The organism is Hirschia litorea (assembly GCF_042665075.1).
GTDB lineage: Bacteria > Pseudomonadota > Alphaproteobacteria > Caulobacterales > Hyphomonadaceae > Hirschia > Hirschia litorea.
On record NZ_JBHTBR010000005.1, the window covers coordinates 818,824 to 840,601 of the forward strand.

General features: G+C 46.0%; 21 protein-coding genes. 11 read left to right on the forward strand and 10 right to left on the reverse strand.

Annotated elements, in window-relative coordinates:
• Positions 1-136: 136 nt before the first annotated feature.
• The 4 genes from ACFQS8_RS12485 to ACFQS8_RS12500 all read left to right on the forward strand — a co-directional run bounded on the left by ACFQS8_RS12485 (position 137) and on the right by ACFQS8_RS12500 (position 6,946).
• Positions 137-3,130, forward strand: a complete 2,994-nt coding sequence (locus tag ACFQS8_RS12485) for a TonB-dependent receptor plug domain-containing protein (protein WP_382167862.1) — start codon at positions 137-139, stop codon at positions 3,128-3,130.
• Between the two features lie 108 nt (positions 3,131-3,238).
• Entirely contained in the window at positions 3,239-4,228 is a 990-nt protein-coding gene (locus ACFQS8_RS12490) for an endonuclease/exonuclease/phosphatase family protein (protein ID WP_382167864.1), read from the forward strand.
• Between the two features lie 114 nt (positions 4,229-4,342).
• Entirely contained in the window at positions 4,343-4,921 is a 579-nt protein-coding gene (locus ACFQS8_RS12495) for a hypothetical protein (protein WP_382167866.1), read from the forward strand.
• 24 nt (positions 4,922-4,945) lie between these two features.
• Positions 4,946-6,946, forward strand: a complete 2,001-nt coding sequence (locus ACFQS8_RS12500; RefSeq protein WP_382167867.1) for a cation:proton antiporter — start codon at positions 4,946-4,948, stop codon at positions 6,944-6,946.
• Here ACFQS8_RS12500 and ACFQS8_RS12505 read toward each other — a convergent pair.
• Positions 6,943-7,665 (reverse strand): M48 family metallopeptidase, encoded by a 723-nt coding sequence (locus ACFQS8_RS12505; protein WP_382167869.1) that lies wholly within the window; start codon positions 7,663-7,665, stop codon positions 6,943-6,945. The two genes, ACFQS8_RS12500 and ACFQS8_RS12505, sit on opposite strands and share 4 nt — an antisense overlap.
• A gap of 56 nt (positions 7,666-7,721) precedes the next feature.
• Between ACFQS8_RS12505 and ACFQS8_RS12510 the strand changes: the two genes are divergently transcribed.
• A complete protein-coding gene (locus ACFQS8_RS12510; protein ID WP_382167871.1) occupies positions 7,722-9,299 on the forward strand; it encodes a hypothetical protein in 1,578 nt (525 codons plus the stop codon).
• An 84-nt stretch (positions 9,300-9,383) separates the two neighbouring features.
• Here ACFQS8_RS12510 and ACFQS8_RS12515 read toward each other — a convergent pair whose 3' ends face one another.
• Entirely contained in the window at positions 9,384-10,013 is a 630-nt protein-coding gene (locus ACFQS8_RS12515) for an SCO family protein (RefSeq protein WP_382167873.1), read from the reverse strand.
• Between the two features lie 108 nt (positions 10,014-10,121).
• On the opposite strand from ACFQS8_RS12515, the gene ACFQS8_RS12520 reads away from it, so the two are divergent.
• On the forward strand, positions 10,122-11,513 hold the full coding sequence (locus ACFQS8_RS12520; protein ID WP_382167875.1) for an ActS/PrrB/RegB family redox-sensitive histidine kinase: 1,392 nt from the start codon (positions 10,122-10,124) through the stop codon (positions 11,511-11,513).
• A 152-nt stretch (positions 11,514-11,665) separates the two neighbouring features.
• Positions 11,666-12,235 carry an ActR/PrrA/RegA family redox response regulator transcription factor gene (locus ACFQS8_RS12525; RefSeq protein ID WP_382168627.1) on the forward strand — a complete coding sequence of 190 codons (570 nt, stop codon included), beginning with the start codon at positions 11,666-11,668 and terminating at the stop codon, positions 12,233-12,235.
• Between the two features lie 111 nt (positions 12,236-12,346).
• Here ACFQS8_RS12525 and ACFQS8_RS12530 read toward each other — a convergent pair whose 3' ends face one another.
• The 4 genes from ACFQS8_RS12530 to ACFQS8_RS12545 form a co-directional block, all read right to left on the reverse strand.
• The gene (locus tag ACFQS8_RS12530) at positions 12,347-12,850 is read right to left on the reverse strand and encodes a hypothetical protein (RefSeq protein ID WP_382167876.1); all 504 of its coding nucleotides are present in this window, start codon (positions 12,848-12,850) and stop codon (positions 12,347-12,349) included.
• Positions 12,840-13,961: a DUF262 domain-containing protein gene (locus tag ACFQS8_RS12535; RefSeq protein WP_382167878.1), complete on the reverse strand. Its 1,122-nt coding sequence runs from the start codon at positions 13,959-13,961 to the stop codon at positions 12,840-12,842. Before ACFQS8_RS12535 ends, ACFQS8_RS12530 begins: the two co-directional genes overlap by 11 nt.
• A gap of 10 nt (positions 13,962-13,971) precedes the next feature.
• Complete coding sequence (locus tag ACFQS8_RS12540; protein ID WP_382167880.1) at positions 13,972-14,466, reverse strand: hypothetical protein; 495 nt, start codon at positions 14,464-14,466, stop codon at positions 13,972-13,974.
• A 62-nt stretch (positions 14,467-14,528) separates the two neighbouring features.
• Complete coding sequence (locus ACFQS8_RS12545) at positions 14,529-15,041, reverse strand: MmcB family DNA repair protein (RefSeq protein WP_382167882.1); 513 nt, start codon at positions 15,039-15,041, stop codon at positions 14,529-14,531.
• A gap of 133 nt (positions 15,042-15,174) precedes the next feature.
• On the opposite strand from ACFQS8_RS12545, the gene ACFQS8_RS12550 reads away from it, so the two are divergent.
• Positions 15,175-15,612, forward strand: coding sequence for a metallopeptidase family protein (locus tag ACFQS8_RS12550; RefSeq protein ID WP_382167884.1), 438 nt, complete (start codon positions 15,175-15,177; stop codon positions 15,610-15,612).
• Positions 15,613-15,640: 28 nt separating this feature from the next.
• Here the strand turns inward: ACFQS8_RS12550 and ACFQS8_RS12555 are convergent, their stop codons facing one another.
• Positions 15,641-16,255: a TetR-like C-terminal domain-containing protein gene (locus ACFQS8_RS12555; RefSeq protein ID WP_382167886.1), complete on the reverse strand. Its 615-nt coding sequence runs from the start codon at positions 16,253-16,255 to the stop codon at positions 15,641-15,643.
• Between the two features lie 276 nt (positions 16,256-16,531).
• Here ACFQS8_RS12555 and ACFQS8_RS12560 point away from each other — a divergent pair, with 276 nt between their 5' ends.
• On the forward strand, positions 16,532-17,188 hold the full coding sequence (locus ACFQS8_RS12560) for a carbonic anhydrase (RefSeq protein WP_382167888.1): 657 nt from the start codon (positions 16,532-16,534) through the stop codon (positions 17,186-17,188).
• 15 nt (positions 17,189-17,203) lie between these two features.
• Here the strand turns inward: ACFQS8_RS12560 and ACFQS8_RS12565 are convergent, their stop codons facing one another.
• The 3 genes from ACFQS8_RS12565 to ACFQS8_RS12575 all read right to left on the reverse strand — a co-directional run bounded on the left by ACFQS8_RS12565 (position 17,204) and on the right by ACFQS8_RS12575 (position 19,819).
• Positions 17,204-17,839, reverse strand: a complete 636-nt coding sequence (locus tag ACFQS8_RS12565; protein WP_382167890.1) for a LysE family translocator — start codon at positions 17,837-17,839, stop codon at positions 17,204-17,206.
• A gap of 76 nt (positions 17,840-17,915) precedes the next feature.
• Positions 17,916-18,443: an inorganic diphosphatase gene (ppa, locus tag ACFQS8_RS12570; RefSeq protein WP_382167892.1), complete on the reverse strand. Its 528-nt coding sequence runs from the start codon at positions 18,441-18,443 to the stop codon at positions 17,916-17,918.
• Positions 18,444-18,574: 131 nt separating this feature from the next.
• On the reverse strand, positions 18,575-19,819 hold the full coding sequence (locus tag ACFQS8_RS12575) for an argininosuccinate synthase (RefSeq protein ID WP_382167894.1): 1,245 nt from the start codon (positions 19,817-19,819) through the stop codon (positions 18,575-18,577).
• Positions 19,820-20,278: 459 nt separating this feature from the next.
• On the opposite strand from ACFQS8_RS12575, the gene ACFQS8_RS12580 reads away from it, so the two are divergent.
• A complete protein-coding gene (locus ACFQS8_RS12580; RefSeq protein ID WP_382167896.1) occupies positions 20,279-20,914 on the forward strand; it encodes a rhodanese-like domain-containing protein in 636 nt (211 codons plus the stop codon).
• Positions 20,911-21,717 carry a VWA domain-containing protein gene (locus tag ACFQS8_RS12585; protein WP_382167898.1) on the forward strand — a complete coding sequence of 269 codons (807 nt, stop codon included), beginning with the start codon at positions 20,911-20,913 and terminating at the stop codon, positions 21,715-21,717. The genes ACFQS8_RS12580 and ACFQS8_RS12585 overlap by 4 nt, the downstream gene beginning before the upstream one ends.
• The last annotated feature ends 61 nt before the right edge of the window (positions 21,718-21,778 follow it).

Here is a 21,778-nt window from a genome sequence, read left to right on the forward strand (position 1 = left end):
TCTAAATCAATTGACGATTTTGTGACAGTAGACTTGGTTGTTATGCAAGTTCGCAGGTCAGAGTTTCTTTACTGGTGGGGCAACGCCAGTTCTGAAGGGCAGCGAACTATTGTAATTCTCTAATTCGGGGGTCCGAATGACTATTAAGAACTTAAAGAGCGGCTTGGTCCGCTCTACGATTTTGGCTGGTCTGGCTGCAATCAGTGCACCAGCTGTATTGGCTCAAGACGTAGACACGATCGCTGAAGCTACTGAAGATTCATCTGTTCAGCAAACTATCGTGGTTACAGGTACACGTATCCCACAACAAAACCTAATCGGTACAAGCCCAGTGACAAACATTGGTGCTGGTGAGATCACAACACGTGGTGTTGTGCGTGTTGAGGATATCGTGAACACTTTGCCGCAAGCATTTGCGGGTCAAGGTTCAGCTGTTTCTAACGGTTCTTCAGGTACTGCTACAGTAAACCTACGTGGTCTTGGTGCAAACCGTACATTGGTTCTTATGAACGGTCGTCGTATGCCTTACGGTTCTCCGCAATTGGCTGCTGCTGACTTGAACCAAATTCCTGCTGCTCTAATCGAGCGCGTGGATGTTCTTACAGGTGGTGCGTCCGCTGTGTATGGTTCTGACGCTATTGCTGGTGTTGTGAACTTCATCATGAAAGATGACTTTGAAGGTGTTCGCATCGATTCAAACTATTCTTTCTTCCAGCACAACAACAACAACACTACTATGCAGGAATTGAATGCTGCCAACGGTTATGATGCACCTAGTGGCAGTACAACTGATGGTACAGCATACGATATTACTGCGATCATGGGTGTGAACTCTGATGATGGAAATGGCAACATTACTGCTTATGCATCATACCGTAATGTTGAAGCTGTAAACCAAGGGCAACGCGACTATTCAAACTGTGCTTTGACTGGTTCAGGTCCATACGGATGTGGTGGTTCTGCTACAAACCTTGATGCAAACTTCCTTGTTCTAGGTACCGGAAATATCCCAGTATTTGATGATGAAAACCCAGGCGCAGGTGGTCTACCTGGTTTGTTTGGTGTGAAAGATGGCGTATTTAGTGACGGTTCATCAGGTACCTTTAACTACAATCCATTCAACTATTACCAACGTCCAGATGAGCGTTACTCATTTGGTGTGAATGGGCACTATGAATTCAACAAAAACGTTGAAGTCTACACAGAACTTTCATTCATGCATAACCGTACATTCGCTCAGATCGCGCCATCAGGTGTGTTCGGTGGTGGTATTGCCGGTGACGCTGGTGGAATCAACTGTAACAACGCGTTCTTGTCAGGCCAACAGTTCGAATATCTCTGTGGTAGCCAAGGTCTAACGACTGATGATACAGCGACAGGTGTTCTTATCCTGCGTCGTAACGTTGAAGGTGGTAACCGTACAGACGATCTAACACACCAAACATTCCGCGGTGTCGCGGGTGCTCGCGGTGAAATCGCTGATACTGGTCTTCAGTATGACGTGTTTGCATCTTTTGCGCGTGTAAGCTTGTCTCAGTCTTACCTAAATGAATTGTCAAAAGTTAAAGTTGCTAAAGCACTTAACGCTGTTGACGATGGTGAAGGTAACATTGTTTGTGCGGTTAACGCTGACGCAGATACATCAAACGATGATGGACAATGTGTGCCTTACGACATCTTCTCTGCGAATGGCCCATCACAGGCAGCGCTTGGATATGTTGTTAGTCCGCTTCTTTCAAACGGTAGCACAGACGCACAAAACATTGTGGGTACAATTGCTGGTGACCTAACACAGCACGGTATGAAAATCCCGTCAGCGACTGAAGGTCTTGGGTTTGTGGTTGGTGCTGAATACCGCCGTAACTCATTGTCATTCACTCCTGATGCTGGTTTCCAATCAGGTGATGGTTATGGACAAGGTGGTCCGACAACTCCAATTTCAGGATCAACAGAATCATACGAATTCTTTGGTGAGTTGAATGTACCATTGGTGCAAGACAAGCCTGGTATTTATGACCTTGGTCTTGAGTTTGCTTACCGTTACTCAGACTACACAACACCTGATGCAACAACTGACACATACAAAGTCGGGTTTGACTATGCGCCAGTTGAAGACATTCGTTTCCGTGCGTCTTACCAACAAGCTGCACGTACTGCGAACATCTTTGAATTGTATGATGCACAAGGTCTAGGTCTTTTTGACTTAACTGAGCAAGGTCCAGATGGGGATACATATTATGACCCATGTTCTGGTTCGAACCCAGCAGCAACAGCTGCACAGTGTGCGAACACAGGTGTAACTGCAGCTCAATACGGCTTTATTGCTGATAACCCAGCAGGTCAGTTCAACCAACTTACTGGTGGTAACTTAGAGCTTGATCCTGAGGTTTCTGAAACATTCACAATTGGTTTTGTGTTTGAGCCAACATTCATGGATGGTCTGACACTATCTGTGGACTATTTCGACATCACAGTTGAAGACTACATTTCTACAGTAAACCCAGAAACTGCATTGAATGAGTGTCTTGAAAATGGCGATGCATTCTTCTGTAGCCTCGTTAATCGTGGTGGTGGTGGTACACTATGGGCTGGTACATCTGGCTTCATTACTGCCACAAACGTTAACACTGGTGAGCTTTCAACATCTGGTTTTGATGTGAATGCAGCATATTCATTCGATATTGGTACTTTTGGATCAATGACAATGGATTACACAGCTACAATTTTGCAAGATCTAATAACGCAAGAGCTTCCAACTTCAGAGCCATATGACAGCATTGGCTTCTATGGTGGACGTCACGGAACTTCCAACCCTGAGTACCGTCACATTGCGGGCGCTTCATGGGAAACACCTTGGAATGTTACAGCTGGTCTGACATGGCGTCACTTCGGTGAGGTAGAGTTGGAGTCTGGTGCACAACCACTTGATTCTCAAAACTACCTTGACGTGAACGCGACATATGACGTGTTTGAAAACACTAGCCTTCGTGCTGGTATCAACAACGTTATGGATGATGAGCCACCACTTTCATCTTCTGTAGGTTCTGGTTTCGGTAACGGAAACACATTCCCACAGGTTTATGATGCACTTGGACGTTACGTCTTCTTTGGTGCGACTGTAGACTTCTAGGTCTCGATTGTATCAAAACTATTAGGAAGGCCGGAGCATCATGCTCCGGCCTTTTCTTTTGTGTAAAAATGTATATCTATCTGGGGGTTGGTTGCATGAAGGGCAGACATGACACAAATATCGGTGACGACGTTTAATTGTGAAAACCTGATGATGCGGTGTGATTTTTCCACTCAATCAATTCCAGATCTCGCCCACAAAATCACACAGATAAAGAGTGCGGACCGTGCCAACCAAATTGATGCCGTTTTCAATGTTCTTTCTGAAGATGATCGCACTTTAACAGCGCAGGCTTTGTCTGCAGCTCAGGCGGATGTGTGTTGCCTGCAAGAGGTTGAAAATCTAGTTACACTGACTGCGTTTCATAATCGCTACCTTAGAAAATGGTTGCGGAAACCGTATTTTTTTCGTGCCTTGATTGAAGGTAACGACCAGCGCGGTATTGATGTTGGAGTATTATCTCGTGCGAAGATTGTCCGCCAAGAAAGTCATGGTCGAAAGACTTATGCCGACTTTGGCATGACACCGCCATCTGGATATCATCCAAATGACCGCGTGTTTCGCCGCGATTGTCTTGAAGTAGAAATTGAAAAAGAGGGCAAATCTCTCACCCTGTTTGTTTGTCACTTTAAGTCCATGAATGGTGGACGTTTTGAAACAAAGCCAATTCGTGAAGCCGAGGCTAAAGCTGTGCGTTCATTGATTGAGCAACGATTTGCAGACACGGTTTCGGCAAATTGGATCGCGTTGGGTGATTTCAATGACTATTTTGAATTAGATGGCATTCCTGTTGACGATCATGGGCTTGGACCATTCCTTGAAGATAATTTCTCAATAGATGCGGGTGCATTCCTTGAGGAAGATCCGCTAAATCGCTGGACCCATTATTATAGTCGGGAAGGGGTGTATGGGGCTTTGGACCATATTTTTCTGTCGCCTGCCTTAGCCGCTCGAAACACGGATGCTAAATTAAGAATTATACGTGCTGGTCAGCCTATGCGTGCCGATAGATATACGGGACGTAGGTTCCCGGGTGTGGGGTATATTCGGCCTAAAGCGTCTGATCACTGTCCGATGTCCGTGACTCTTAATCTATAAACTGGCAGATATAAATTTAAATTCATAAATACCTGTTCTAAGACAGGGTATATGCCGGCTTAGGGCGGTCGCGATATATTAGTTTCGTCGTGTAGAGGCTGAAAAGAGAAGAATATGACTAAGACACAAGCGGTTTCCAAATTTGATGCTTTGATCGAACGAGCAGCCAAATATCAAAGTCTCGCTACAGAAAATTATGACCGTGTTCGTCGGATTGCGAATGGTATCCAATCTGGTTTTTGTAAATACCTTGCTTCAAGCGACGGCGCTTGCGTGCATCTTGTGCCACCACAAGGAGCATTTCAGCCTAAAAGTTACGGTGATGAAGCTTTTTCTATGCCGCCACGTGGGTTTCGTCATATTGGTCCTATAGCGTTCGGGCTTGCTGTTCGGGTAACGCGCGGTACTGACTGGCTTCGAATGACTTTGATATGTTCAAAAAAGGGTGATTTTTTTGAAGTATCAATTGTAGACGGCGACTCTCACAAGTTTGATTTGCCATTTACAGATGATGACCATCAAGACTTCTATGAGAAACTATATGACCATATTATTGAGTGGCTCGACGATAAGATAAATTTATACCAAGATGGAGATTACAGCTCCCGTCATATCGGGTTTGATTTCTCGGACGAAAAAGTTTCTGGAGATGGCTTAGCGCCTAAAATTCCTACGACCTCAAAAATTTCTTAGACGATCGCCTAAGGGGCGCTTTATATGCATGACAATCTAATCCTCGCGGTCGCCATAATCGGTGTCCTAGGTATCGGTGCTCAGTGGTTAGCATGGCGCTTTCAAGCACCTGCAATCGTTTTGATGAGCGTGGCAGGGCTTTTTGTGGGCCCTTTTTGGGCTTGGATGTTTGGACATCCACTTCTTAACCCTTCGGAGGTCTTTGCGACGGGCGGGGTAGATGCTCATGGAAAGGCTATTAGTAGCCTTTTGGGGCCAATTATTTCACTCGCCGTTGCTGTAATCCTGTTTGAAGGTGGTTTGAACCTACGCTTCCACGAATTGCGTGAATCGGGCAAGGCTGTGATGCGGCTGATCTTTATCGGTACGCCTATCGCATGGGGATTGGGAACATTAGCTGCGCACTATGCGGCGGGGCTTTCCTGGCCGGTGGCTATTCTTTTTGCGGGTATTTTGGTTGTGACAGGGCCAACGGTAATTATGCCGCTCCTGCGTCAATCTAAATTGGGCGGCAAAGTTGGCTCTACGCTGAAATGGGAAGGTATCGTAAATGATCCCGTTGGGGCTTTGCTTGCCGTTGTTGTGTACGAGGCGCTTCGCGTTCTAAATGCGGGTGAAAACCCTCTCTACGCAGCAGGATGGATTTTTGTAGCCGCTGTCATGGCGGGGTGCCTTGGTGTCGCGTTTGGATATGGACTTGTGCACATGTTCCGTCGTGGGTGGGCACCTGAATATCTTAAAGCGCCTATTCTGCTTTCAGGGGTAATAGCGTGTTACTCGCTTGCAGAGATGATCGAACATGAGACAGGGCTAGTTGCTGTGACAGTGTTTGGTATGGCACTGGCGAATGCGCGTTTCGCGAGCTTGCAGGAGGTGCGTAAGTTTAAGGAGAACATTGCCGTTCTTCTGATATCGGGTGTGTTCGTAATTTTGACTGCGGATTTGACGCCGCAAGACATTGCATCAGCATTTAACTTCCCAACATTTGCTTTCCTTTTCTGTATGCTTTTCATTGTGCGTCCTATTTCTGCTGGATTGACGACACTTGGCGCTTTGAAGCCAAAAGAGTCAGCTCTAATTGGTTGGATCGCACCGCGTGGTATCGTGGCAGTTGCTATTTCTGGCTTCTTCGCAGAACGCATGGTCGCGGATGGCTATGAAGATGCATCACGTTTAACCACGCTTGCTTTTGCAATGGCGATTACCACAGTTGTGTTGCACGGGTTTACAATCAAACCGATTGCTCGCTGGTTGGGGCTGGTGCGTGTAAATCGTCCTGGAACATTGATCGTGGGTTCCACGCCATGGAGTGTGGGTTTTGCTAAATGTCTAAGTGATGCTGGAGCAGATGTAATTCTGGCGGATTCAAATTTCGGGCGTCTCCGTGGTGCGCGCCAAGCAAACCTTGATCGTTTTTATGGCGAGGTGGTTTCAGAAGGTGCTGAGCTTCAACTAGATCACTCAAAATTTGACAGTGTCGTCGCAGTTTCTGCGAATGATCCTTATAATGCGCTTGTGTGTAGTCATTTTGGTCCTGAATTGGGCCGGAATCATGCATTCCAGTTGGCGTCACAGGATTTAGAAGAGGACAATCCACGCGCTATAAATCTGGCCGCGCGCGGACAAACGCTTGGTGGACGCGGCCGTACATATGACGCCCTTATTCGCGATACATACCGTGGTTGGACGTTTTCTAAAACGACATTGACGGAAGGTTTCACGCTTGAAAACCTGAAAGCCAAACGACCTGATGCGGATTTACTGGCTGAATTGCGCCCTGATGGAAGCATGGTGTTTTTAGGACCTAGCCGTTCTGCGAAAGGTGGTGTGGGTGTGACGGTTATAAGCTTTGGTCCAGAAACAGCTGTGACTGAACCTGAAACAAAAGACGGCGCAGACGAGGCAGAGGCGGAAAATGCCGATACCTCTAGCACTGAGAATGAAGCATTGCCTGAAGCAAAAAAAGCTGGATTGCTAAGTCGAATTAAAAATCCCAAATCCACTGGTGAGCGATCTTCGCTCTAGCTTCCTATAGCGTGTAAGCTGCGCCCATTTGCGTTCAGCCAATTTTTGGCCGGACGTACATCGGGTATGCAGCGCGCAACGTGGCTCCAGAAGCGGGGAGAGTGGTTCATTTCCAGAAGGTGCGCACATTCATGCGCTGCAACATAATCTAGAACAAATGTAGGCGCACAGATGAGGCGCCAAGAAAAGTTTAAATTGTTTTTGGATGAGCATGATCCCCAGCGTGTTTTAGTATCTTTGATTGAAATACTTGCGGGTTGAACATTCAATATCTTAGCATGTTTATTGACGTGCCTCATAAGATCTGCGCGGGCGGCAGCTTTATAAAACCCGATAACTTTGGCCGGTGCTAAGTCTGCCTTGCCGGGAACCATAATCTTAAAAGGTTTGCTAGCATCGTCTATGTAGACACTACGCCCTTGTTGTGCGGTTTGGATAAGGTGTAATTCACCGCGTAGTGGAGTTGAGCTTCCAATAGTTAAAAGTTGTTGTGCAGGTAATTCATCTAAGCGTGACCGAATCCAGTCGATTCGTTCTTGGGCAAAATCAAGCGCTGCTTTTTTGAACTTCCGATGAGGGGCGATAGCGACAGCTTCACGTTTCTTAGAGTCTATTTTTAAAGAAATTCGACGTGCACGTGGATTTATTTCGAGTCTTATCTCGATTGTTTGCCCTTTGTTCGTCATAAGATTGACACGGTCTGCGTGGTTTGTATCCATGCATGAAGAATTACAATCGTCCGTGGGTGGGCGCAAGCAAGGAATGAGGATCTAGTATGAAACACATTATGATAGGTGCTAGCGCACTCGCATTGTTGGCTGCTTGTGGAGCGGACGATGAGCCAAAAGCAAAATCTCTTGATTCAGTCAAAGTTGAAGACATAAAAATACCGAGTTCAAACTTTAAAGCTAAGGATTACGGTAAAACGTCAGCGGCACTTGCAGCCTTGAAACTAGATGGTGAAGCAAGTAGCCCAATCAAATTTGCTGACAGTTCTACTAAAAATGGCGGTGCAGTCTTTAGCGATGTGACAATCACAGGAGATGATGGTCCGGCGCTTTTAGCAAAGAAAATGTCGTTTGATGGTCTGAACATGACGGATGATGGTCCTACATTTGACCGTCTTATTCTATCAGACATGTCTATGGTGGACGAAGAAGAAGGTGTAAATATCGCCATTGGTGATATTTCTATCGTTGAACCAAATGCTGCTGCTTCAGCTTTCTTTGCGGCTTTGATCCAAGGTGAGGACACTGAAGGCACTCCAAATTTTGGAGAGTGGGCATTTGACAGTATGTCATTGAAAAATTTGTCTTTGGCTGCCGCGCCTAAAGATGAGGAAGGCGCTGTGTCTGTCTCCGTGGGTGAGCTTACAATGGCTTCACTTGCCGATGCTGTTGCTGGGCAAACTCTGTTTTCAAACATCAAAATGGATTTTGACATTCCAGACGCTGGAGACTTCCCAATTAAAGGTAGTCTAAACCTAGATAAAATGAGCCTATCAAACTTACAGGCGAGCTTCATTGATGCGTTTGCTGAGGCTGGTTCAGATCCTGAAAAACTTGCAGGTGTGAACTCTCAATTGATGGGCAATTACACAAGCCCGATTGATCAGGGCTATGATCAAGGTGTTGTTGAAGGGCTTTCGTTAGATGTATCTGGCTTAAGCTTCTCTATGCCAAAATCAGCGACAAAAGTTGTTCGCAATAAAGATGGTGTTGCGACGAGTGTTGTTAGCCCGAAAACTGTTTTCAAATTGAAAGCAGATGCAGAGGGTGGCCAGCTTGGTCAGCAATTGGCGCAAGGCCTTGCAATGTTGGATTACTCTGATCTTGAGTTTTCTGTAAATGCAAAAGCATCATATGACCCAGAAACAAAAGAAACGCGTTACAGCGACTATGTAATTGATATGAAAGATGGTTTTTCTCTTTCCTTCAACGGTGGTGCATTCAACGTCCTTGAGATGATGCAAGGCATGACTGAAAACGCTGAAGAGCCAAATATGGATGCTTTGGGTCAGTTGAAATTTTCAGATATGGAAATTTCTCTGAAAGATAAATCACTTATTGATCGCGCATTTAAAGTTGCTGCTGAAATGCAGGGCATGGAACCAGCTCAATTGAAGAGCATGGCATCTGGTTTCCTTGCAATGGGTACAATGCAGGCGAGCCAGTCTGGTGTAGATATGGAATTGGTGAATCAGACAGTCACAGCATTGACTTCTTTCATTGAAGATTCAGGCACATTGACGATTAAAATGGCTCCTGACGCACCGGTCTCAATGGCTGATTTTGAAGACCCAAGCAAACTTACTGCTGATGCTTTGGGTTTCTCTGCTACGACAAAGAAGTAATTGTTTTTACAATATAAATGCGAAAAGGCCGGAAGTTCTCTTCCGGCCTTTTTTATTCTAACATTAGAATGAGTTGCTAAATTATCAGGAGTTGGACGATAGTTCAGCGATACATCCAGCAACTTCATCTGGTGTCGCTTCTGAGGTAAAGAACGTCTTCAATTTCCAGTCTTTATCCATGAGATAAAGGATTGAAAGATGGTCCATCGTATAGCCTAAACTACTGTCTGGCGTTTCAATTTTCTTATAGCTGGTCATAAATGCATCGGCGGCAGATTTGATCTCTTCGGGCGTTCCTGTCAGGCCGATAAGGTCTTCAGGAAACCCATTACTTTCAACATATTGTGCCAATGCTTCGGGCGTGTCTTGTTCGGGGTCTACTGAGATGAGCAGTGTGCGAGGCTTTTCAACACCTTCGGGAAGTTGGTCCATCGCTGAGCCAACAACAGAGAGCGTAAACGGGCAGACATCCGGGCAATTTGTAAAGCCAAAATATACCAGCGTTTCGCGCCCTTTATAGGTGTCTTGTGTCACTCTGCTACCTGTGTGGTCAGTGAGTGCTATTGGCCCGCCTATATTGTCATAGGCACGTGATGCACAGGAGGAAGCGCCTCCCGACGTGCCTGCAGCAGCTGTGGATGTGTCATTGTTAGGCCCACACGCACTTAGCAAGAAAGTGACTGCGAGCGCGGATGTCAAAAGAGCATTTTTCATGAAGCGCAATATGAAGAAATTACGCGTTGAGGCAATAGGCGTTTAGGTCACAGGTGCGTGCGTGGAAAAAGCTTGAGCTTCTTCAATCTCAAACTACTGTGTCAAACTATGTCTACTCAGGAAAACGAAACCACACGCGGCACTGTAAACGCGATTACACCGCTTATTGATCTTGCACCCGAAGGGCTTGCCGGCGTTGGCTCCGTATTTGGACGGACGCGCGTACGCACTTTGGTGAGTTTGCGTTGGATGGCTGTCATCGGACAGGTGGCGGCGGTGCTGTTTGTACATTTTGTGCTTGGTTATAAATTACCCCTCGGTGGATGTTTGGCAGTGATAGCGGCATCTGCATGGGTGAATGTTATTTTAACGGCGTTGCATCCCGCACAGCGATTGGCCAGTCAAAAAGAAACCGCTTTGCAATCTGCTTTTGATGTGTTGCAGCTCACCACATTGATTGGTTTAACGGGGGGGCTGGATAATCCTTTTCTATTCATGATCGTTGCGCCTGTTACGGTGGCGGCTTCGCGTTTGCGTCCAGCTTATGCGCTATTATTGCTAGGGCTGGGGCTATCTAGCCTTGGATTATTATCACTGGTTTCCGCGCCTTTGCCGTGGATAGAGGGGGAGTCTCTGAGTCTACCACCGACCTATCGTTGGGGGTTATTTGCGAGTGTCGGGATTGGCCTTGTTTTCTTCGCGGTGTCGGCTTGGCGTACGGGGAGAGATGAGGCGCGATTAGTGCGCGCGCTGGAGGCTGCGGAGGAGGTGTTGGCGAAAGAGCAACGCCTTTCCGCACTTGGCGCGCTATCGGCGGCCACGGCGCATGAATTGGGAACGCCACTGGCAACCATCCATCTCGTCGCCAAGGAATTAGAGCGCGCAACAGATAAGAGGAGTGAGACATATGAAGATGTTTCCCTCATCGCAGAGCAAGCTGAAAGATGTCGCAATATTTTGGGTCAGATTTCCAGACGTGGAGAGGCAAGCGATGCAGCCCACGCCAAGCTTCCCGTTCTGGCATTGATCAAGGAAATATCTGAGCCGCATATGGGCTTAGGTATCAATATTCACCTCACCAGTGAGCCTTTGCCAGATATTGAGGGAGAGCCACCCCAACCACCGGAGATTAGACGTCGCCCAGAGCTTATTCATGCCTTGGGCGCGTTTGTAGAAAATGCGGTCAGCTTTGCCGAAAAAGATGTGCAAGTGGCGGCGCGGTGGTCGGATGATGAATTGCGCATTTATATTATTGATGATGGCCCGGGATTTTCGCAGGCGGTTTTGCCTAAATTGGGCGAACCATATCTTTCTCAGCGTGGTGAGAATCAAATAGGGGGCGGAATGGGGCTTGGTTTCTTCATTGCACGCACTTTGCTGGAGCGTACTGGCGCACGGATGAAGCCCTATAATCGCCGCCCACCCGCAAAAGGCGCTGTGGTGCGCGTGTCTTGGACGCTTAATACAATCCGCGCCGCGCCAGGCTGGTCAGATGAGTAGATATAGTGGTGAGTTTCGCATTTTTCGAGCATATTTAGTGCGGGGCTTGCTTTGCGATAGCAACGGTTTAGTTTAGACAAAAAACAAATGCCTGAAATCATATGCTTGGATGTAAAAGAGAGCTGAAATTCAGGATGCATGGGATGTTAAAAATGGAAGAAGCAGAATTCAAGCCAGATGAAGCGATCGCAGCTTTAGATGACAAGTCTATGATGGTGCTCGATGATGATGCTCCCTTTCGAGGCCGACTTGCACGCGCACTTACCCAGCGCGGATTTACTGTTTCTGCATGTGCCACTGTTGCTGAGGCAAAAGATGTCGCCAAATTAAACCCTCCTGCTTTTGCTGTGCTTGATCTGCGTCTTGAAGACGGGTCTGGTTTGGATGTTGTGCAAACACTGCATGAGCACCGTGAAGACGCGCGCGCCGTTATTTTGACAGGCTATGGCGCTATCGCAACGGCGGTTGCGGCGGTCAAGGCGGGGGCGGTGGATTATCTCTCCAAGCCAGTGGATATTGATGATGTGGTCAAAGCGCTTCTATCCGCGCCGGGCAATAAGCCAGAGCCGCCAGAAAACCCAATGTCAGCAGACCGTGTGCGCTGGGAGCACATTCAGCGCGTGTATGAATTGTGTGATCACAATGTTTCCGAAACAGCACGCCGCCTCAACATGCACAGACGCACATTACAACGCATTCTAGCAAAACGCGCCCCGCGTTAAGGGGATTGAGTGAAACTGTAGATGCCTATGAACAGTTCCAAAATGCACCATTATGTGCCTAAGCATCTCATTTCATTCTTTTCCGCCAAGCATAAAATCGCAGAATTAAGCCTATATGTTTGAAATGTCTTTAATTTTTTCATCTAGATGATCCAACCCATCTGCAATAATATAGAACCTTTTCAACATTAATTGGGGACTTTCAATTGTAGAAGTGAACCCTTTGATGTATGTGTGAGCTAGTTTGTTGCGCATGTTTGTCAATTCATTTAGGTTGCGGTGCAAGCCGTTTAGTATACTTGGATCACACAAAGCCTCAATTCCTTGGATTCCTTGATAACCAATCAGATCTCTTATCAGCGGATCCAAGTGTTTTCTCTGACTGAAGCCATAAGTACTTTCAACTCTAATTCTGTATTGCTTTTGAAAGGTTGAATTGCTAATCAATGCTCGAGCGTGTTTTTCACAGATACTGTCGATTGTGACTTCGATCCAACCACACAGCTCGATTATCGCTAACTTTGAAAAATACAGTGGTTCTGCTTGAGTTTTTGCTGAAGCATATTTTCTTTTCAAGGATTTTAAATTTCGTTCTATGTAAGTTCTAGTAACCATCTGGAGAAAACACATCGATTGCAGTTTGCATGCGCTCAATCACGCGTGGCTTACCTGAAAGCCCCTCTTTAAGTTTTTCCGCTGAAAATGGCTCTAAATTCACCAATTTGGTATATTTGTCTACACACTCGCTACTTGGTAATGCCTTTAAGTATTCCAGATTGCTAGCCACTCCTACCAGCACTGCTTCAATTATACTTATATTGATCTTTTCTGGAGCTTCGCCTCTAAAGACTTTATCATATGTAATATCAATAGTTTCTATAAACAATTGCTCCTTATCAGCCAAGAAACGATCATCAGCATTGCGGTAGGTTTTCATATACTCATTTAAAAATTTCGATAAGCGGCCACTGTATTTCTGGTACTTGTGATGGAATGCAAATAGTCGAAGGATTAGCTCTTGTTTCGTATAACGGTAATTGCTTTCTTCATCCATCTTGTTCAGGCTTCGCCAAGGAATGTAAGTATCTAATTTTGCCAATAATTGGTTCAAAGAGCCGTTATAAATACAATTTCGAATTTCCTGATTGTTTAGCTTTGAGCCACCAGTATTTAGGCGATGAAAGATAGTGAACACATATTCTGAATGTGATGTCTTTTCCATATCGCATCTTAGAATTGTTACAGGAATAGTTATGTTTTCAAGGCGGTCATAAAATTTCCGGATATTTTTGCTTCCATCACGAATTTCCGAAACGAATTTCCCCGCGATTTTAGGTTCAATATCCTCGTCTTTTGCTAGTTTCCATTTTACGGTTTCATCTAAAAATTTGACGATGGTAGAAATTCTCTGAAGGCCATCAATTACTTGATACTCGTCTCTCTTCCAATCATGAGCAAAACACATGCTTGGAATAGGAAGCCCTTTTATTAGAGAATCTATAAATCGTGTTTGTGCGGTATTGCTCCAGACAAAATCTCTTTGAAATGTGGGCTGTAGATCAAGTAATCCCCGTTTTTCTAATCGAAATAAATCAGCGCACGACCTCAATTCATTGAAAGCTACTATATCTGTAGGTGGGGCTTCTGAGTGATCATCCGAATCAAAACTATCAATCCCTTCGGGGTCTAAGTTGGTTCTAAAATTTTGGACATTTTCATCGGTCATTCTTTTCTCCTTAGCCCTTCGTGCGCGGCAAGGGTGGGTCTTCAGGGGTAGGGCGGCCTGGTTTGGGGAAGAGGTCCAATTGTCTTGGGTCTGGCTTTTTAACCCGTGGCTTGCGGACACTTAGTCCAAAACGTTCACGGCGCTTTTCGGGGCGTGTGAAATAAATATCGTCTGTATTTTCTTCTGCGCGGGCAGCTTTTTCAGCGATGATTTTTTGGTCTTCAACCTTTGCTTCCTCTTCCGAAATGGATTTCCAGAAGGTGACGGCAAAAACAGTGTTCTCGTCCTTGTCTTCATACACTTGCACAAAGCCGAATGCGCGCGCTTTATCTGCCTGATCAAGCGCATCCTCTAGTGCATCCCCTTTGGGCTTTAGCCATTCGGTGACGAGGCTGACACGCGCCTTTGCAACTGAAAAGGCTTGTGCCTGTGTCGCGTATAAATTCGCGTCGCCGTGAAACAAAGCCGACTGTGCGTCTTGTGCAAGAGGGTAAGATAGTCCCATTTTGAACGGGATCTCCTGTAAAGCATCAATTGATGGACATATATCTAAGCCCAGAGCGAAGTTTATGCCATAGGAGGAGTCAAACTCTGGTAAAGACGGCTTGCCGCAAGTCTTGCAAATTTTATGGTAATTGCTTTCCTTCTTGGCCCTGTGAGTTTGTGCAGGCTTGGCTCCCTTATGATCGCGCCGCCAAATGCATCACAGATAATAAGACCAGTATGCGCGGGGAGGAGGTCTGTTGGGAAATCTTGATCGACAGCGAAGTAGAAATAGTCACAAAATTCAGCATATTCGGGCCATTTCTCGTCTGAGGCGAAATCACCGCGACATGACTTCACCTCAATGATGAGAAATTCCCCTTTATGGTTAATGGCTAAAATATCAGCGCGCCGATTATTGGCTAAGGTGACTTCGCTAAGCCCTTTCCAGTCATGCTGATGAAGCACACGCATTGCGCCACTAAAAACGGCATCCGCGCGGGAGGTGTCGCGCTTGACTTGGGCGCTTGAATCGGCGGTTTGCAATGATTCTGATTCGTTCAGGATAGGTTCTGAATTTAACGGAACATTAACCATGAGCATTTTTCCAAAGGTTGCCAGAACGTTTCGGCAACTAGATCAAATTTACGGGGAGTTGGAAAGGCTAGGTTAATGAATATTTTGGCGCTAGTGTGGAGCCAAGATTTCAGCAGGGAAGAGAATAGATTTAATGGCTTTGCAAATTGTAGAATCTTGGGGATGTGCACCAGATGCAAAAACGATTTTGAACATTGCCGAATCTGCGCTTCAAAAACTCAATCCCATTTTCCCCGAAAAAACCGGAGAGGTTCGATTGCATGTGCAGGATTTTGCAGATGAAGAAACGCTTGAAGCGCTTTACCTAGATGATGCTTATGCATTGCTTGGTGTTTATTCTGGTATTGCTTTGTCGCTAGAGCTCCATGCCGTATCAAAGCAATGTGATGCAGAGATATGGCTGTTTCGTATGCCCATTTTACGCGCTTGGGCAGAGCAGGGTGATATCACGCTCGAAGCACTGACCACGCAAACCCTTATCACTGAGCTAGCAGCCCACTATCGCTGGACCAGCACGCAAATAGCAGGGCTGTATCAGGCAGCCAGCTTGGCACCACCTGAGGAAGTTTAGGGCTGTTTTGCGATTGCGTATGGCGGCTTTATAGGTCTTTTTTGAGGTTGGTCATCAACGCATCCGTGACGCGCTCTGCATAGCCATCAGGAAGAGGTGCGCGCATCGCTGCGATACGGTGCCATAGCGGGCCTAGCAGGCTTTCTAGTGCAAAATCAATCTCCCAATCGCGGCGAATAAGGCCTTTATTAGCTTGTTCTGCAAGGATAAAACGTAATGGCTTACGTATTGATTCCATTACCCATTTTCTAAATATCTCACCCGCTTCTTCATCGTCGGCGGCCGCAAGTAAGATACCGCGCCACATATGCGCACCATCACCATTACGTATCGTCGTAAAGAGAGGGGAGATGAGGGCTAATATGCGCTCTTCTGGAGTTGTGTTTGGGTCTTCGGATTTAGGTAATGTCTCCAAAGCGGCTTCAACAACCATGCATGCAGGCGTTGCCCACCAGCGATAAATCGTTTGTTTTGAAGCCTTTGCGTTCTTCGCAACCCGATCCACACTAAAACTGCGCCAACCATTTTCTACCAGTTCTTTGAGAGCTGAATTTTGAACTGCCAAACGAGAAACTTCACTGCGTTTTGGGCCTGCGCGGCGAGCAGTTGTTTTTGCTTTAGGTTTTGAAGTCGTTTCCGTCATGACCTCACGCCTCTTCGCTTGGAGTGTTGATTTGTTTCAGGACGTTCATCTTCGTTGATTTTAAGCATAAAGGAAAGGCGCAAATGTCTGATTATTAATGAACTACCTTAGGAAAGTCCCTTTTGTGCATGTAATTCTAGGGTGAATAGTGTAGATGTGTAAGTCGGATTTATTGACGCAGCGATATGCGTGTTTCATTGTGCACGGCGCTGAAAAACTATTTTGGATAATGTTCCGTGTTTGATGCACGGATGTAAATAATGGAGAGTTCGACAAGTGTGTGCTGCTCGTACTGCTGAACAAGAACGTTTATTGACTGGATATCGTAGGTTTCGGTCTGGTCGATATAAAGAAGCTGCAGAGCTTTATCGCCAATTGGGAGCTTCTCAAGATCCCGACATTATGATTATCGCATGTGCAGATAGTCGGGCGGATCCAGCATTGATATTTGATGCCGCTCCTGGCGAGTTTTTTGTGGTCAGAAACGTTGCGGCGCTTGTGCCTCCTTATGACGAATCTGGTGGGTATCACGGTGTGTCTGCAGCCGTTGAGTTTGCTGTTACTGCATTGAAGGTAAAACAAATACTTGTGATGGGACATGCGAATTGCGGGGGTGTGAAAGCATCACTTTCGGCTGCAAAAGATAAGCCTGTTGGGCGATTTATTGCGCCTTGGGTCGAGATTGCGGATGAAGCGCGCGATAAAGTATTGGCATGTGCAGATCATGACACTAGTGATAAGCGTCAATTGGCGCTGGAGCATGGCGTTGTTGGTCAATCAATTCAAAACCTAATGACGTTCCCATTTGTAAAGCAGGCGGTTGATGCTGAGCAGCTTATGATTGAAGGCGCATGGTTTTCTATTGCTGAAGGAAAGCTTTTGTGGCGCAATTGGGGATCTGGTGACTTTTTTGAAGTTGATCCAAACGCTTAAAGCTATCCAATAGCATTAATGAATGTTTGATGGTGGAAATAGGGTTACATAAAGCGCGAAAAGTGCTGATCCCATCATCAATAAAGCCGCAGCGCGGTTGAACCATTTGACGAAGTTTTCACTGTGAAAGTTTCTGGCAAGGCGTTCAGCCGCGATTGCATAGACTCCCAATCCAAATAGCTCAGTCACCGTTATTGTAATGACAATAATGAAGATTTGCGGCAGTAGGGGTTGGTCTGAGCTTATATAGGCTGGAAGTAGCCCACCGAAAAATACCAAAGCGTTGGGATTTGCCAGTTGCAACCCAAGTCCTTTTGCAAAAAGGACACGGCGTCTTGGAATATTCCTATTTTCTAAATCAATGGTGTGGCTATTGCGAACCATATTCCAAGCTAACCAGAAAATAAAAGCGACACCGCCCAGTTTTAGAAAAAGGAAGAAGTCGGGGAATGTCGCTGCTAGCGCAGCTGCACCTGATACCGCTAGTGCAATCCAGAATAGGTTGGCCGTGGAGATGCCCACTCCTGCAATCATTGCAGGTCCAACACTGTATTTAAGGGAAGATGCCGTCACAAGCATAACAGCGGGACCGGGGGTGAGGCCACCGGAAAAGAAGAGTACGCAAAGAGCAAGCCAAATAGAAAAGTCCATGACGGCATATCCGTCATGGACTTCTAGTAGGTCAATGCCCAATTAGAATAAACTGAGCGAAAATTGACTTTTGGACCTATTTTTTTGCGCGCTCTACGGCTTGCATGATAAGTTCTTCTGCTTTTTCGCGGTCACCCCAACCTTTAATCTTTACCCATTTACCAGGCTCAAGGTCTTTGTAGTGCGTGAAGAAGTGTTCAATACGTTGCGGTGTGATTTCCGGAAGGTCCGTATAGTTTTGAACGTTGTTGTAGAATGCAGTCATCTTTTGATGAGGAACAGCGAGAATTTTTTCATCTTCTCCGCCATCATCTTCCATCATCAATACACCCACTGGACGTACACGAAGTACACAGCCTGGGATTAGTGCGCGCTGTCCGATACACATCACATCAATTGGGTCACCATCAAGTGACAATGTGTGGGGCACAAAACCATAGTTACAAGGGTAACGCATTGGTGTGTAAAGGTAGCGGTCCACAAACATGGCACCGGAATCTTTGTCGATTTCATATTTGATTGGTTCGCCGCCTAATGGCACTTCAATCACTACGTTTAGGTCTTTAGGGGCGTCTTTCCCTAAGCTGACTTTATTAAGATCCATGTCCCTAAAATCCCTTTTTATTTATAATAGACCCGTTCTGGCCCACTATATCCTCAATTCACAGTTTGGACAAAAGGGAATGCAAGCAATGTGCTAACTTTCCCTTTCATTTTCACCGTCAAATTCGCTGATTACAGGTTTCTACCAGCTTTTTTGTCACGAGAGGCCAATAAGCGCAGGCGAAGAGCGTTCAATTTGATGAAGCCTTCTGCATCTTTTTGGTCATAAGCACCTGCATCATCTTCAAATGTAACGTGCGCTTCTGAGTAAAGTGAATATGGGCTCGTACGTGCTATAAGGTGAGCAGCACCTTTATAAAGTTTGATACGAACTTCACCTGTTACCATGCTTTGTGATGCATCTATCGCTGCTTGAAGCATTTCGCGCTCTGGAGACCACCAGAAGCCATTATAGATAAGTTCTGCATAGCGTGGCATGAGCTCATCTTTGAGGTGAGCAGCGCCTCGGTCTAGTGTGATTTGCTCTATACCACGGTGAGCAACGAGTAGAATGGATCCGCCCGGTGTTTCGTAGATGCCGCGAGACTTCATACCAACAAAACGGTTTTCTAGAAGGTCTAGACGGCCGATACCGTGCTTGCGTCCTAATTCGTTTAGTTTGGTAAGCAGGCTAGCAGGTGATAGTGCTTCACCATTGATAGAGACAGCATCACCGCGCTCAAAACCGATTGTGATTTCTTCAGGTTTGTCTGGCGCATCTTCTGGAGACACTGTGCGCTGAAATACAAATTCTGGTGCGACTTCGCCCGGGTCTTCCAAAGCTTTACCTTCAGAAGAGGTGTGCAGCATATTTGCATCCACAGAGAAGGGAGCTTCGCCGCGCTTGTCTTTTGGTACAGGGATGCCGTGTTTTTCAGCAAACTCTAAAAGGTGTGTACGAGATTTGAATTCCCAGTCACGCCAAGGTGCAATGACACGAATGTCTGGGTTGAGGGCATAATAACCTAGCTCAAAACGGACTTGGTCATTACCTTTACCTGTTGCGCCGTGACACACAGCGTCCGCACCTACTTGTTCAGCAATTTCGATTTGACGTTTTGAAATCAATGGGCGCGCGATTGATGTACCTAAAAGGTATACGCCTTCATATACTGTGTTTGCGCGAAACATTGGGAACACGTAGTCACGTACAAAATCTTCACGAAGGTCGTCGATGAAAATGTTTTCTTCTTTGATACCTAATTGCAGCGCTTTTTCTCGTGCAGGGCCGAGTTCTTCGCCTTGGCCAAGGTCCGCGGTAAATGTCACCACTTCACAGCCAAACTCTGTCTGTAGCCATTTTAGAATAATTGACGTGTCGAGTCCTCCTGAATATGCGAGGACGACTTTTTTAGGTGGCTTTGAGACGAGTGACATGGAGCGTCATAACCTTTTATGCATGTGAATAATGTTTGTTGAGCGCACAATAGCGATACGCACAACTTCTGCAACAGCGCTGATAATCCTACATAGATATAGTGCAAGAGCTAATTACAAATTTAGCGGGTGTTTGCTACGGTCTCATCCTACATTTTTGAGCAATTCGCATAAAACTAGCGGTAATTCGTATTAAAAAAACTGTTGTGGCGATATTGTTACGCAAATTCATACTACTTTCTGAGTTTAAGGCACCGTAAGCAAAAGAAGCATCCGCATACGCGTTTATCATTGTGACGTTGGTCACACTCGATGTGCTGTTTGGTCGCATATAAGGCGAAAGAAACACAATCAGACCCTGAACACAGCCTTATTCCCCGTTCACTTTAAATTCATGGGATCAGAATTTAGCAGGCCTAGAGGGGGTCTTGTTCTGGTCAGGTAGAGGCGGGAAGCAAGATGAATAAGACTTCAAAAGACGCATCGAATAAACCAGAATTGCAACGCCATTCATTGCGGCGGCCCAATAATAGATCCATGATTTTTGCTGCCGGATCTGCCGCGATTGCATTTGTGATGTTTTCCATCGGACAGGGCACAGCTCAAAATTCATCAAGTATAAGGCCCGCTTCGTCTGTAGATTTTCCTACATTTCAGGCCCTGACAGATGAGGCAAGTGTGTTGAGGCAAGAACGGCTCGTTACACTGGAGCAGTTTCAAGAGATGGGAGGACTTGAAGATACAATCGTTTTAGATACGCGCTCCAAGTCGGCATTCGATCAAGGGCATATTAAAGGCGCGGTTCATCTAAATTTTTCAGATTTTACAGATGATAAGCTCGCTGAAATTATTCCAAATTTTGACACGCGCATCCTGATTTATTGCAACAATAATTTTGAAGATGACGTTTCGCCAGTACCCAAAAAAATGGCCCCACTGGCACTGAATATTCCCACATTTATAAATTTATATGGCTATGGCTACACCAATATATATGAGCTTGGAGATGAGATCTCCATGCAAGAACTTGGTGAATACTGGGTTTCATCCCCGTCTGTCCAAAGCCTTAATTCAAGCAAGGAGACAGACCAATGAGCATTCCATTCAGCGTTTCTCAAGGAAAGAAACCAACTTCTTTTAGAAAATATATTTCAAGTTTTTTCGTTGCATCTGCCATGTCAATTGCCGCCTGTGCGAGTGCCGAAATTCCAAATGAAAGACAGGCTCCAATCGTGGAAAGGGACGCACCAATGCATGCTTACATTCTCTTAGATAGAACAGGTTCAATGAGCTCAATTTGGGATGAAGCGCTTAATTCTGTGAATACTTATGCAACTTCACTAGGGACCAAAGAAGAAGGGGAAAGAGGGGATGTAGATGCAGATGTGACGCTGGCGGTTTTTGATGCGCAAGACGGGTTACAGTTTGATGTGCTCCGCAAAGGGGCGTCTGCGAAAGAATGGAATAGCGTTACGAATGATGAGGCTTCACCGCGCGGTATGACACCTCTCTTTGATGCAATCGGTAGAATTGTGAATATTGCGGAGGTGGATAAGCCTGAAAAAGCAGTTCTGGTTATTATGACGGATGGCCAAGAAAACTCTAGTCGCGAAATTACGCGAACAGGTGCGAAAGCGGCGCTAGATCGTGCACGTGATAAAGGGTGGGAGGTTGTATTCTTGGGCGCAGAATTTGCCAATTTTGGAGACGCTGAAGCGGTTGGGCAAAGTTATAACAAAAGTATGGCTGTTTCAAAAGACAAGCTTGGCGTGACGATGGACAGGCTTGCGAAAAAATCTCGCAGCTACGCCAAGGGTGAAGAAGAAAGCGTAGAATTCAACCAAGAAGATCGCTCAATAGCTGATGAAGAAGATGTAAAACAGCGCAAAGGGCAATAATAGAACAAGCCCCACGTCATATGAGCTCTGGGTGGTTTGCTAACAGGCAGGCAAAGGATGG